This is a genomic window from Mesorhizobium sp. M0189, assembly GCF_040322135.1.
Classification (GTDB): Bacteria; Pseudomonadota; Alphaproteobacteria; order Rhizobiales; family Rhizobiaceae; genus Mesorhizobium.
In genome coordinates this window covers 130,122-142,964 of the sequence record NZ_JAMYSW010000006.1, presented here as the reverse complement: position 1 = coordinate 142,964, position 12,843 = coordinate 130,122, and the positions used below count along the sequence as shown (strand labels likewise).

The 12,843-nt window shown below is 62.8% G+C and carries 14 protein-coding genes; 10 read left to right on the top strand and 4 right to left on the bottom strand.

All coding sequences use genetic code 11. The features are described 5' to 3' along the window. Positions 1-33 precede the first annotated feature (33 nt). Together hydA and NKJ09_RS14045 are read left to right on the top strand one after the other, a co-directional pair. The gene (gene hydA / locus NKJ09_RS14050; RefSeq protein WP_352495155.1) at positions 34-1,485 is read left to right on the top strand and encodes a dihydropyrimidinase; all 1,452 of its coding nucleotides are present in this window, start codon (positions 34-36) and stop codon (positions 1,483-1,485) included. Positions 1,486-1,514: 29 nt separating this feature from the next. Next, positions 1,515-1,853 (top strand): hypothetical protein, encoded by a 339-nt coding sequence (locus NKJ09_RS14045; RefSeq protein ID WP_031194515.1) that lies wholly within the window; start codon positions 1,515-1,517, stop codon positions 1,851-1,853. 35 nt (positions 1,854-1,888) lie between these two features. On the opposite strand, the gene NKJ09_RS14040 is transcribed toward NKJ09_RS14045, so the two are convergent. Further along, complete coding sequence (locus NKJ09_RS14040) at positions 1,889-2,293, bottom strand: cupin domain-containing protein (RefSeq protein ID WP_023720850.1); 405 nt, start codon at positions 2,291-2,293, stop codon at positions 1,889-1,891. 161 nt (positions 2,294-2,454) lie between these two features. Here NKJ09_RS14040 and NKJ09_RS14035 point away from each other — a divergent pair, with 161 nt between their 5' ends. The 6 genes from NKJ09_RS14035 to NKJ09_RS14010 all read left to right on the top strand — a co-directional run bounded on the left by NKJ09_RS14035 (position 2,455) and on the right by NKJ09_RS14010 (position 7,386). Beyond that, positions 2,455-3,246: an ABC transporter ATP-binding protein gene (locus NKJ09_RS14035; protein WP_023720849.1), complete on the top strand. Its 792-nt coding sequence runs from the start codon at positions 2,455-2,457 to the stop codon at positions 3,244-3,246. Then, the gene (locus NKJ09_RS14030; protein WP_156948160.1) at positions 3,236-3,766 is read left to right on the top strand and encodes a DUF559 domain-containing protein; all 531 of its coding nucleotides are present in this window, start codon (positions 3,236-3,238) and stop codon (positions 3,764-3,766) included. Before NKJ09_RS14035 ends, NKJ09_RS14030 begins: the two co-directional genes overlap by 11 nt. Further along, positions 3,767-4,645, top strand: a complete 879-nt coding sequence (locus NKJ09_RS14025) for an ABC transporter permease (RefSeq protein WP_352495156.1) — start codon at positions 3,767-3,769, stop codon at positions 4,643-4,645. Then, a complete protein-coding gene (locus tag NKJ09_RS14020; protein ID WP_031194513.1) occupies positions 4,642-5,778 on the top strand; it encodes an ABC transporter permease in 1,137 nt (378 codons plus the stop codon). Before NKJ09_RS14025 ends, NKJ09_RS14020 begins: the two co-directional genes overlap by 4 nt. Before the next feature lie 40 nt (positions 5,779-5,818). Next, positions 5,819-6,790, top strand: a complete 972-nt coding sequence (locus NKJ09_RS14015) for an ABC transporter substrate-binding protein (protein ID WP_023675876.1) — start codon at positions 5,819-5,821, stop codon at positions 6,788-6,790. Between the two features lie 152 nt (positions 6,791-6,942). Beyond that, positions 6,943-7,386, top strand: coding sequence for a CHRD domain-containing protein (locus NKJ09_RS14010; RefSeq protein ID WP_352495157.1), 444 nt, complete (start codon positions 6,943-6,945; stop codon positions 7,384-7,386). Positions 7,387-7,426: 40 nt separating this feature from the next. On the opposite strand, the gene NKJ09_RS14005 is transcribed toward NKJ09_RS14010, so the two are convergent. The 3 genes from NKJ09_RS14005 to NKJ09_RS13995 form a co-directional block, all read right to left on the bottom strand. Continuing rightward, positions 7,427-9,076, bottom strand: a complete 1,650-nt coding sequence (locus tag NKJ09_RS14005; protein WP_023720843.1) for a thiamine pyrophosphate-binding protein — start codon at positions 9,074-9,076, stop codon at positions 7,427-7,429. Next, a complete protein-coding gene (locus NKJ09_RS14000; RefSeq protein WP_352495158.1) occupies positions 9,073-10,248 on the bottom strand; it encodes a CaiB/BaiF CoA transferase family protein in 1,176 nt (391 codons plus the stop codon). The genes NKJ09_RS14005 and NKJ09_RS14000 overlap by 4 nt, the downstream gene beginning before the upstream one ends. 78 nt (positions 10,249-10,326) lie before the next feature. Further along, a complete protein-coding gene (locus NKJ09_RS13995; protein ID WP_352495159.1) occupies positions 10,327-11,262 on the bottom strand; it encodes an alpha/beta fold hydrolase in 936 nt (311 codons plus the stop codon). 265 nt (positions 11,263-11,527) lie between these two features. Here NKJ09_RS13995 and NKJ09_RS13990 point away from each other — a divergent pair, with 265 nt between their 5' ends. Both NKJ09_RS13990 and NKJ09_RS13985 read left to right on the top strand, forming a co-directional pair. Then, on the top strand, positions 11,528-12,313 hold the full coding sequence (locus tag NKJ09_RS13990; protein WP_023720840.1) for an alpha/beta fold hydrolase: 786 nt from the start codon (positions 11,528-11,530) through the stop codon (positions 12,311-12,313). Further along, positions 12,310-12,759 carry a MarR family winged helix-turn-helix transcriptional regulator gene (locus NKJ09_RS13985; RefSeq protein WP_352482959.1) on the top strand — a complete coding sequence of 150 codons (450 nt, stop codon included), beginning with the start codon at positions 12,310-12,312 and terminating at the stop codon, positions 12,757-12,759. Before NKJ09_RS13990 ends, NKJ09_RS13985 begins: the two co-directional genes overlap by 4 nt. The last annotated feature ends 84 nt before the right edge of the window (positions 12,760-12,843 follow it).

Here is a 12,843-nt window from a genome sequence, read left to right as displayed (position 1 = left end):
CTTGCCAACGCGGACATATAGGGGAACAAGAAAATGTCCAAAGTCATCAAGAATGGCACCATTGTCACCGCCGACCGGACGTGGAAAGCCGATGTGCTGTTCAGGCACGGCAAGATCGTCGGCATCGGGCCGGATCTGCATGGCGACCATGAGTTCGACGCCAGCGGCTGCTATGTCATGCCGGGCGGCATCGACCCGCATACCCACCTCGAAATGCCGTTCATGGGCACCTATTCGGCCGATGATTTCGAGAGCGGCACCCGCGCCGCGCTCGCCGGCGGCACGACGATGGTCGTCGATTTCTGCCTGCCGGCGCCGCAGCAGTCGCTGCTCGAGGCCTTGCAGATGTGGGACAACAAGACTTCGAAGGCTTCCTGCGATTATTCCTTCCACATGGCGATCACCTGGTGGGGCAAGCAGGTGTTCGACGAGATGGCCACCGTCGTTGACAGGGGCATTACCTCGTTCAAGCATTTCATGGCCTACAAGGGTGCGCTGATGGTCGATGACGACGAGCTGTATTCGTCGTTCCAGCGCTGTGCCGATCTTGGCGCGCTGCCGCTGGTCCATGCCGAGAATGGCGACGTGGTGGCGGCACTGTCGCAGAAGCTGCTGGCGGCGGGCAATAGTGGTCCGGAGGGACACGCCTATTCGCGCCCGCCGGAAGTCGAAGGCGAGGCGACCAATCGTGCCATCATGATCGCCGACATGGCCGGCGTGCCGCTCTATGTCGTGCATGTCTCCTGCGAGCAGGCCCACGAGGCCATCCGCCGGGCGCGCCAGAAAGGCATGCGGGTATTCGGCGAGCCGCTGGTCCAGCACCTGACGCTGGACGAGAGCGAATATTTCAACAAGGACTGGGACCATGCGGCGCGGCGCGTTATGAGCCCGCCCTTCCGCAACAAATGGCATCAGGATTCGCTGTGGGCCGGCCTGCAGGCTGGGTCACTGCAAGTGGTGGCGACCGACCATTGTGCCTTCACCACCAAGCAGAAGCGCAACGGCGTCGGCGACTTCACCAAGATCCCGAATGGCACGGGCGGGCTCGAGGATCGTTTGCCGGTGCTGTGGACGACCGGCGTCACCACCGGCCGGCTGACGATGAACGAGTTCGTCGCGGTGACCTCGACCAACATCGCCAAGATCCTCAACATGTACCCGAAGAAGGGCGCCATCGTCGAAGGCGCGGACGCCGACATCCTTGTCTGGGACCCGAAGCGCAAGAAGAAAATCACGGCCAAGAAGCAGCAGTCGGTCATCGACTACAACGTCTTCGAAGGTTTCGAGGTGACCGGCCTGCCACGCTACGTCTTCTCGCGCGGCGAACTGTCGATCGAGGAAAACGAGGTTAAGGCAAAGCCCGGCCATGGCGAGTTCGTCGCTCGCGAGCCGAACGCGGCGGTCAACCGGGCACTGTCGACCTGGAAGGAAATTTCCGCGCCGCGCAAGGTGGAGCGTACAGGCATCCCGGCGACGGGCGTTTGAGCTTGGCGAGCCACGGAGCGATCATCTCAATGGCCGCGGTGATCCTTGCCTCCGGGCCGGCGGCGGACGTCCTTGCCGGCTCCTTTGGCAATGAGGTCGGTTGCGCTGGTGTACGGCTCGGTTATCAGGACCGCGACGATTATGTCGTGCTGACCGCCGAGGGCGTCGAAACCTATGGCAGCGGCTGCGAGTTCGCACAGCCATTGACGACGACGCCTGGCACCCAGTTGTTGAGCTCCACCTGTTTCGCCGAGGGCGAGGAGGGGACGACCACAGATGTCGTCAAGGTCATCAACAAAGGAGGGGACGGTTTCTTCGTGACCATTCCCGGCCTTGAGGAGATAGGGCCGCTGAAATCATGTTCGTGACGGTGCCGATGACGGCCGCCGCCTCGACCCAGTCCTCAGGCGACCAACCCGTCCAGTTCCGGCAGCAGGACGACGCTTTCCTGTTCGTTGGGATCGGTGCGGGCAATAACCGCCGAGGCGGGGCTGTCGCTCAGATTGGCCGGCAGATGCGGCACACCGGGGGGAATATAGAAAAGATCGCCGGCCTTGACCACGATATGCTGTTCGAGCCGGTCGCCATACCAGGTATGGACTTCGCCGGAGAGCACATAGATCGCGGTTTCATGGTTTTCGTGCATATGCGCCTTGGCGCGGGCGCCCGGAGGCATGGTCAGCAGATGCATGCAGATACCGGAGGAGCCGACTGTTTCGGCGGCGATACCGGCGAAATAGCTCAGGCCCTGCTTGCCTTCATAAGAGCTTTCAGGGCGGATAAGATGGCACGTCGGTTTGGGCGACATCGGGGCAACTCCGGGCGTCTATCTGATGGGACAAGGGCACGTAGAACTGGGGCGCGTAGAACTGGCGCGAGTAGGACTGGGCGAGTGGAAAGCAACATCGGGGTAAAATCAATCGGATTCCGGCCGGTGGCGCAGTGGCCGGAAGCGACAGGCTACGGCCGATGACGGGAGCATCGCCAGCCGTTGTTTCGGCAAGCAAGCTTGGCCTGACCTTCCAGACCAATGACGGTCCGGTGCAGGCGCTGTCGAATGTCGACCTGACCATCGGCAAGGGCGAATTCGTGTCCTTCATCGGGCCCTCCGGCTGCGGCAAGACGACCTTGCTGCGCGTCATCGCCGATCTGGAGAAGCCGACATCGGGAGCCATTTCCGTCAACGGCATGACGCCCGAGCAGGCGCGCCAGCGCCGCGCCTATGGCTATGTCTTCCAGGCGGCCGCACTTTATCCGTGGCGCACGATCGAGCGCAATGTGGCGCTGCCGCTGGAGATCATGGGCCTGTCCAGGGCGGAGCAGGCGGCGCGCATCAAGCGAACCCTCGACCTCGTCAACCTCAGCGGCTTCGAGAAGAAATACCCCTGGCAGCTTTCGGGCGGCATGCAGCAGCGCGCCTCGATCGCACGGGCGCTCGCCTTCGATGCCGACCTTTTGTTGATGGACGAACCGTTCGGCGCGCTGGACGAGATCGTGCGCGACCACCTCAACGAACAACTGCTGGAGCTTTGGGAGCGGACCAACAAGACCATCTGCTTCGTCACCCATTCGATCCCCGAGGCGGTCTATCTGTCGACGCGCATCATCGTCATGTCGCCGCGCCCGGGGCGTGTCAGCGATGTCATAGAATCGACGCTGCCGAAGAAGCGGCCGCTCGATATCCGCGAGACGCCGGAGTTCCTGGCCATCGCGGCACGGGTGCGCGACGGGCTGAGGGCAGGGCACAGCTATGATGATTGAGCGGGATGAGGGTCCTCCTCTCCCCGACGGGGAGAGGGTGGCCGGAGCGAAGCGGAGGTCGGGTGAGGGGGCGGCGCCAACAGATCCAACTAAAAGAAATGTTGGGGCAACCGCTCGTGCCCGAAAGCTCCGGTTTGACGAGACCGAGGCTGAGTACCGGCTTTGGGGGGAACTGAGAGGACGTCATCTCAACGGCTACAAATTTGTGAGGCAGGTGCCGCTTGGCCTTTTCATCGCGGACTTCGTTTGTCGCGAGAAGGGTCTGATTGTTGAAGTCGACGGCAGTCAGCATGCGGATTCTCCAACCGATACGGCGAGAACTGCTTGGCTGAATGGCTATGGCTATTCCGTTCTTCGGTTCTGGAACCATGAAGTTCTGGCCGAACGTCGAGCGGTCCTTGATACGATATTGGCTTGCCTCGACGGAAAGATTTCTACCCCCTCACCCGGCCTCCGCTTCGCTCCGGCCACCCTCTCCCCGTTGGGGAGAGGAGGGCGCCAAGCGCCCGAGGATCGCTAGATGGACTCGTTTCGCGACAAGATCGTTCCCGTGACCTCGATCCTCCTGGGCGTGGTCGTCGTCTGGTACGTCATGGCCGTTGTCCTCAACGCGCCGTTCCAGCGCGATCTCGACCGCCGCGCCAATTTGACACCGGGCATTGTGGAATTCATCGGCAAGACGCTGGCACAACCGAAGCCGACGCTACCGGCGCCACACCAGGTGGCGGTGAATTTTTTCGAAAACACCTTTTTGCGCAGCATCACCTCGAACCGCAGCCTTGTCTACAATGCCTGGGTGACGCTGTCGTCGACGCTGCTCGGCTTTGCCTTCGGCACGGCGCTCGGCATCGTCATCGCCGTCGGCATCGTGCATGTGGCGACGCTCGACCGCAGCATGATGCCGTGGATCATCGCCTCGCAGACCATTCCGATCCTGGCGGTGGCGCCGATGATCATTGTCGTGCTGGCGGCGGTCGGCATCACCGGGCTGATCCCGAAAGCGCTGATCTCGACCTATCTGTCGTTCTTCCCGGTGGCGGTTGGCATGGTGAAGGGGCTGCGCTCGCCCGAGCTCACCCATCTCGACCTGATGCATACCTATAATGCCAGTCCCTCGCAGACCTTCTGGAAATTGCGGGTGCCGGCCTCGGTGCCGTTCCTGTTCACCTCGATGAAGGTGGCGGTGGCCGCCAGCCTCGTCGGCGCCATTGTCGGCGAGCTGCCGACCGGCGCCATCGCCGGCATCGGGGCCAAATTGCTCGCCGGCGCCTACTACAGCCAGACGATCGACATCTGGTCGGCGCTGGTCGCCGGCTCGGTGGTGGCGGCGCTGCTGGTTATGCTGGTCGGCATTGCTGGGCGCCTTGTTGACCGCGCCATGGGCGGGAGGCCGGCATGAGCTCGCTCCTGAGCCTTTCCTCAATCACCCCCCGATCCTGGCAAGGATATGCCGCGCTTATCCTGCTTGTCGGCGCGCTGCTTCTTTGGCCGCTCGTCAGTGCTACGCCCGGTTACGGCATGGCGACTACGGTTTTGATTTTCATTTTGCTGCTCATGGCAATCGAGGCCGACAACTTTCCACCGATGATCGGGGTGGTGTTGCTGTTCCTTGGCGCGCACGGCGCGGCGTGGATGTTGCTCGCCGGCATAACCGGCAATGAGGGCAGCGCTCGTGGCTCCTTCTATCTGCTGCTCGTCGCGGCGTGGTTTTTGGCCTGGCGCTGCGTAACGGTCTTGTCGTCGGTTCGCCCGACGTCGCGCTGGGCGTCAACCGCCTTGCGCCTGATCATTCCAGCCATCTTCGGCGCTTGGATCCTGATCATCTGGGAGGCGGTGACGCGTGGCGCCGGCATTCCCTTCATCCTGTTGCCGCCGCCAAGCGCCATCGGTGCACGCATCGTCGGCTCGCTGCCGGTGCTGGGGGCCGATGTCAGGCAGACCATCTTCAAGGCGGTGATCTTCGGCTATGTCGTGGGCAGCAGCGCCGGCTTCCTCGTTGCCATCGCCGCCGACCGTGTGCCGTTCCTGCGGCGCGGGCTTTTGCCGATCGGCAATATGGTGTCGGCGCTGCCGATCATCGGCGTCGCGCCGATCATGGTCATGTGGTTCGGCTTCGACTGGCAATCCAAGGCAGCCGTGGTCATAATCATGACCTTCTTCCCGATGCTGGTGAACACCGTCGCCGGGCTTACCGCCTCCGGCCATATGGAGCGCGACCTGATGCGCACCTATGCCTCGAGCTACTGGCAGACGCTGTTCAAGCTGCGGCTGCCGGCGGCGGCACCGTTCATCTTCAATGCGTTGAAGATCAATTCGACGCTGGCGCTGATCGGCGCCATCGTCGCCGAGTTCTTCGGCACGCCGGTGGTCGGCATGGGATTCCGCATTTCGACGGAAGTCGGGCGGATGAACATCGACATGGTGTGGGCCGAAATCGCAGTTGCAGCACTTGCGGGTTCGGTCTTTTATGGCGTGGTCGCTCTTTTCGAGAGAGCAATCACGTTTTGGCATCCCTCTGTCCGTGGTGGATAGGGGCGGTGGGTTTAGGGCGCTAACTTCAGAGGGTAAAAACATGAAAAGACTTGTTGTTTCGATGCTGGCCGGCGCGATGTCGCTTGCCGCGTTTCAGGCGATGGCCGCGGATAAGGTGACGCTGCAGCTGAAATGGGTCACGCAGGCACAGTTCGCCGGCTATTATGTCGCCAAGGCCAAGGGCTTCTATGACGCCGAAGGCCTCGACGTCGACATCAAGCCCGGCGGCCCGGACATCGCACCCGAGCAGGTCATTGCCGGCGGCGGCGCCGACGTCATCGTCGATTGGATGGGCGGCGCGCTGGCTGCACGCGAAAAGGGCGTGCCGCTGGTCAACATCGCCCAGCCGTTCAAGAAGGCCGGCATGGAGCTGGTCTGCCCGAAGGACGGCCCGATCAAGACGGAAGCCGACTTCAAGGGCCACACGCTCGGCGTCTGGTTCTTCGGCAACGAGTATCCGTTCTATGCGTGGATGAACAAGCTTGGCCTCAAGACCGACGGCGGGCCGGACGGCGTCACCGTGCTCAAGCAGAGCTTTGACGTGCAGCCGCTGATCCAGAAGCAGGCGGATTGCATTTCGGTCATGACCTATAACGAATACTGGCAGCTCATCGACGCCGGCTACAAGCCGGAAGAGCTGACTGTCTTCAACTATTCCGCCATGGGCAACGATCTGCTCGAAGACGGGCTCTATGCATTGGAGGACAAGCTCAAGGATCCGGCCTTCGAGGACAAGATGGTGCGTTTCGTGCGCGCTTCGATGAAGGGTTGGAAATACGCCGTCGACAATTCCGACGAGGCGGCCGGCATCGTCATGGACAATGGCGGCCAGGACGAGAACCACCAGAAGCGGATGATGGGCGAAGTCGCCAAGCTGATCGACAATGCCGATGGCAAGCTCGATCCGGCGACGTACGAGCGCACCGCGAAGGCGCTGCTCGACCAGAAGATCATCAGCAAGGAGCCTACCGGCGCCTACACGACCGCGATCACCGACAAGGCCATCAAATAGGGGCTGTCAAACCGGCTCCGTTGGAAACCGAAAGGGGCGGGCGACCGCCCCTTTTTAGTGGGATGTAAAATGAACGTTACCGGTGGAAACATCCGCTCGCAAAATCGTTGTGCCGGTGCATCCGCCTCAAGGGTGTCACAACGGAGGTTTCCATGCGCATCCAGTCCTTCACGCCGATGCTTTCGGCGCTGGCCATTTCTGCAGCCATCTTCTCTGCTTCACCGGCCCTGGCCGAAACTATAAAGATGACGGCGACGCTCGATGGTGCTCAGCAGAACCCGCCCGTCACCACGAAGGGCAAGGGCACCGCCACGCTCAGATTCAACACCGCCACCAAGAAACTCAGCTGGACGGTGAGATATTCCGGCCTCAGCGGGCCGGCGAAGGCCGCACACATTCACGGCCCGGCGGCAGAGGGTCAAAACGCCGATCCAGTGGTGCCGTTCGAAGGCAAGCTGAAGAGCCCGATCAAGGGTTCGGCGACATTGACCGATGCCCAGGCCACCGATCTTGAGGCGGGCAAATATTACGTCAACATCCACACCGCGGCCCACGCCGACGGCGAGATCCGCGGCCAGATCGAAAAGGTCAAATAGGCACATCAAGACGACAAAAACAGGGCAACCACCCTGTTTGTCAGGCCTTGTCGCGAATCTGGGTCATCGTGCGGGTCGGCGTGATGGCTTCGGGGTCGAGCCTGATCTCGACGATCGACGGCTTGCCGCTAGCACGGGCGCGCTCGAAGGCCGCCGCGAAGTCGGCGGTCTTTTCCACCGTCTCGCCATGGCCGCCATAGGCACGGGCCAAAGCAGCAAAGTCGGGGTTTTTCAGATCGGTGGCGACGACACGGCCCGGATATTCGCGCTCCTGATGCATGCGGATGGTGCCGTAAATGCCGTTGTTGACGACTATGACGATGATCGGCAGCCCGTATTGCACGGCGGTGGCGAATTCCTGCCCGTTCATCAGGAAACAGCCGTCACCGGCAAAGGCGATCACGTCGCGGTCGGGGAAAAGCTGTTTGGCGGCGACGGCCGCCGGCGTGCCGTAACCCATCGAGCCGGATGTGGGTGCTGCCTGCGTGCCGAAACGCCGGAAGCGATGGTAGCGATGCACCCAGGTGGCGTAGTTGCCGGCGCCATTGGTGAGGATGGCGTCGTCCGGCAGCATCGTTTCGAGATAATTCATGATCGGCCCCATCTGCACGGCGCCGGGGCCGCTCTCCGGAGGCGTCGACCAGTCGAGATAGGCGGTGTGCAGCTTCGCTGCCTCCGCCGCCCACACCGGCGTTGCGGCCGGCTTGCGTTTGGCAAAGGCTTCGACGAAAGCGGCAGGCGAGGTATTGATCGCCAGCGCCGGCCGGTAGACGCGGCCGAGCTCGCCGGCGTCGGCATGGATATGGACCAGCGTCTGGTCGGGGTAGGGGCTCTTCAGCAGCGTGTAGTCGGATGACGGCATCTCGCCCATGCGGCCGCCGATCAGCAGCACAAGGTCGGCCTGCTTGATGGCGGTTGCCACTTTGGGATTGATGCCGATGCCGACATCGCCGGCATAGTTCGCGTGGAGATGGTCGAACAGCATCTGGCGGCGGAAGGAGCAGCCGACCGGCAGCGACCAGGCTTCGGCTATCGTCCGCATCCGTGCAACGGCCTGCGCATCCCAGCGCGTACCGCCAAGGATGACGAACGGCCGCTTTGCCTTGTTGAGCAGCTCGTCCAGCGCGTCGAGCTCGGCTTCGCCAGGCCGCGTCTCGACAGGGGTGTAATGCCGGGCTTCCGGTGCCTCGGCAAGGCTGGTCAGCATGTCCTCGGGCAGCGAGATGACGACCGGGCCCGGGCGGCCGGACGTCGCCACTGCAAATGCCCGTGTGACGAATTCGGGGATGCGCGCGGCGTCGTCGATCTCGACCACCCATTTGGCGATATCGCCGAAGAACCTGACATAGTCGACCTCCTGGAAGGCCTCGCGCCCCTTGGCGTGGCTGGCGACCTGGCCGATGAACAGGATGAGGGGGACCGAATCCTGCATGGCGATGTGGATGCCGGCCGAGGCATTGGTGGCGCCTGGGCCGCGGGTGACGAAGCAGATGCCGGGCCTGCCGGTCAGGCGGCCATGGCAGTCGGCCATCATTGCGGCACCGCCCTCCTGGCGGCAGACGATGGTGCGGATTGGCGAATCATGCAGCGCGTCGAGCACCGCCAGATAGGATTCGCCGGGCACGCAATAGATACGGTCCGTTCCGTTGGCTTCGAGCGCATCGACGATGAGTTGTCCGCCGGTCTTCATTTTCCTGACCTCTCCAGTTCGGCAAGGATTTCTTCGGTGTGTTCGCCGAGACGCGGCGACGGCCGTTCATAGACCAGCGGCGTGCCGGACATGACCATCGGCGCGCGCACCGAGGGCAAGAGATTGCCATGGCCGTCATCGAGGTCGAGCCGCATGCCGCGCGCGATGGTCTGCGGGTCGGCAAACATCTGGCCGATATTGTTGATCGGGCTGGCCGGCACGCCGGCTGTCTCCAGCTTGGCCAGCAGCGGGTCGCGATCGAAGACCTTCAGCGCCTCGACCATGTGCTCGCGCAGCTTTGCCCGGTTGGCGACGCGGGCGGGATTGGTGGCGAAGTCAGGGTTCGAAGCCAGCTCATCGAGGCCGACGGCAGCGCAAAACTTTGCGAATTGGCCGTCATTGCCGACCGCCAGGATGATGTGGCCATCTTTCACCGGCACCACCTCGTAGGGCGCGATGTTCATATGCGCATTGCCCATCTGCACCGGCGATTGTCCGGAGACGAGATAGTTGAGGTTCTGGTTGCCGAGCGTTGAGATCTGGGTGTCGTAGAGCGCCATGTCGATATGCTGGCCTTCGCCGGTCTTCTCGGCGTGGCGAAGTGCCGCCTGGATGGCAACGACCGAATAAAGCCCGGTGAAGACATCTGAAATAGCCACGCCCGCCTTCTGCGGTTCGCGGCCGGCTTCGCCGGTGATCGACATCATGCCGGCCATGCCCTGGATGATGAAATCATAACCGGCGCGCGGCGCATACGGTCCCGACTGGCCAAAACCGGTGATCGAGCAATAGATCAGCCGTGGGTTGATTTTCCTCAGGCTGTCATAGTCGAGGCCGTATTTCTTAAGCCCGCCGACCTTGAAGTTTTCGATCAGCACATCCGATGTCGCGACCAGCCGGCGCACCGTCTCGGCGCCCTCGGGCGTCGAGAAATCGATGGCGATGGAGCGCTTGCCGCGGTTGCAGGAATGGTAATAAGCGGCCGAAAGGTTCTCGCCGTCATGGCCGATGACGAAGGGCGGTCCCCATTTGCGGGTGTCGTCGCCGCCGTCCGGGCTCTCGACCTTGATCACGTCGGCGCCGAGGTCGGCAAGCAACTGCCCGGCCCATGGCCCGGCAAGGATGCGTGCGAGTTCGATGACGCGGATGCCTTTGAGCGGAGGCTCAGTCATGGATCACCTGGTTGATCGAAAGCGCAGCCTCTATCAACCCCGCGCGCCGCTGTCACGGCCCTTGCGATGGGCCAACCGTTACGGCACCCTCAGCACGCGGTCGGCCCAGGCGGCAAAATCCTCCATTATGATGTCTCGGTTGATCTCGTTCAGGCTTTCGTGGCGGGTTTCGGCGTAAACCTTTGAAACGAGATTCGAAAAACCCATCATGTGCATCCGGACGGCAAGATGGCTGACCGCCTTGCCGCCGTCCGAGGCCGGATCCTGCTCGCCTCCGACCAGATTGACGAACAGGTCGCGCCGCACGCCGGAAAAATTGCGGTCGCGGCCGCAATGCAGCGTCATCTTGACGATGTCCTGCCACATCGACACCGATGCGTCCCAGCCGCAGAGCGGGTCGGCGATGTATTTCTCGACTTCGGCGGCATCGCGCGACAGCCAGTCGAAGGGCGTCCGGCGATCGGGCACTGCCTTGCCCCAAGCCCGGAACGTCAGCCGGGGCAGCATGCGCGACGGCACGTCTGAGCCAAGCCGGAACTTTTCCCAGGCAAGCATGCCCAGCGCGATTTGGCCGAGCAGTCCGGCAGAGAAATTGCCGTTCCAGATCGCGGCGGCATGGATGCGCGCCGAGTTGCGGAGGACAAAGTTCAGCGCGACCGACGCGCCCAAGGAGTGACCGAAGGCGATGACCGGCAGGCCGGGCTGTTCCCTGGCGATCAGATCATGGACGGCAGCGACATCGGCGATGACCTTGGCACTTCCATCCGCATCGGCGAACCTGCCAGGTGGCGCGTCGGGCGCCTTGGTGACGCCGTGGCCACGGTGGTCGTGCGCGTAGACCTGGTAGCCGCGCGCGCCGAGGAAATCGGCGAAGCGGGCATAGCGCGCCGCGTGCTCGGCCAACCCGTGATTGATCTGGACAATGGCGCGCGGCTGGCCTGTGGCGTGTTTCACATAAAGGTTGAGCTCGGCGCCGGTCGGCGATGCCAGCATCCTCTGCTTGTCAAATGGCATGTCTCGCTCCCCTCGGCGACTGTTGGGCGACGCAGCGATCGACGTCAAGAGACGTAGGGTACCCATTCGACGCTAGTTGACAGTATGCTGTCAATATGATTACATGACAGCATACTGTCAATTGGCCAGCAGATTGGGGGTATGACTATGAAAACCACCGGGGCCATTTCGCGGCGTGCAATCTTGCTGGCGGGCTTCGCCTTCACGACGGCCACCCTGTTGCCAGGGATTGCTGCGTTCAGTCAGGAAACCAGGGAGATGACCCATGATGACGTCCACCGTTCCAGGCCCGCAAGGCCAGCTTGCCACTTATAGGATCAACGCCGGCAATGGCCTGCCGATCCTGTTCCTGCATGGAGATTGCAGCCGCGCTTCCCACTGGGACCGGGTGATGCAGCTCTCCGTCGAAGGCCGCGAGGCGGTAGCCTTCGATTTTCGCGGCCATGGCGCCTCCGCGCCGGCGCAGGACGGTGACTATGGCTATGACGGCCGTGCAATGGATGTCGGTGCCGTGGCCGACGCGTTTGGCCTGAAGCGGTTTCTCATTGTCGCGCACAGCGGCGGCGGTGGTGTGGCGCTCGCTTATGCCGCCAGCCATGCCGACCGGGTCGCAGGTGTCTTGCTCGTCGACCCGGCGACCAATCCTCGTGCGCTGCCGCAGGCGATTCGCGACGGCTTTGTCCGCGATCTGGCCGGTCCGCAAGGCCGCGATGTCCTGAACGCCTATTACACGTCGATTGCCGGCCCTAACGCGGCTGTTCGCCAGCGTGTTCTGGCCGATGTGGCAGTGGTCGATCCGGCGGCGAGGGCAGGTGTCGGCAAGGCACTGGCCGAATGGAACCCGGAGCCGGCACTCAATGCGTATCGCGGGCCTATGTTCGTATTGGCTACCGAGGCCAGTGACACTCCAGCCGCGCTCTACCGGCTGCGCACGGACATTCCGCGCCAGATCGTGGCGGGCAGCGGCCATTGGGTGATGCTTGACAAGCCCGAGGTCGTAGCCGAAGCCGTCAATAATTTCGTCGCGACCATCGAGGCCGGCCAGAAATGACGACCAGGACCGAAGCGGCAAATGTGTTCACGGAACTCGTGCTTGCCGTGTTCAGGATGAACGGCAGTTTTCTGGATGCGGCCGACCGGCTGGCCGCTCCAACCGGGCTGACGGCAGCGCGCTGGCAGGTTTTGGGTGCGGTTTTGAAGGAGCCGAAATCCGTGGCCGACGTCGCCCGCGACATGGGTCTCGCCCGTCAGAGCGTACAGCGGCTGGCCGACATACTGGCTGCGGAGGGGCTTGCCGCCTATGCCGACAACCCAGCGCATCGCCGCGCCAAGCTGTTGTCGATAACCGATGCCGGCCGGGCAGCGGTCAAGAATATCGGCACACGCCAGCATGTTTGGGCGAACCGCGTTTCGGAGGGTATGGACGCCGACGCGCTAAAAGCCTCGCTTGATCTGCTGCGCACCTTGACAGAACGCGTGGAGGCGGGCGGATCCTGATCGACCACACGGGAACCGTCTCAATGCGCTGGCGATTGTTTTTACGGCCGACGAAAGAAATCGCAATTCTGACATGTCGCAAGT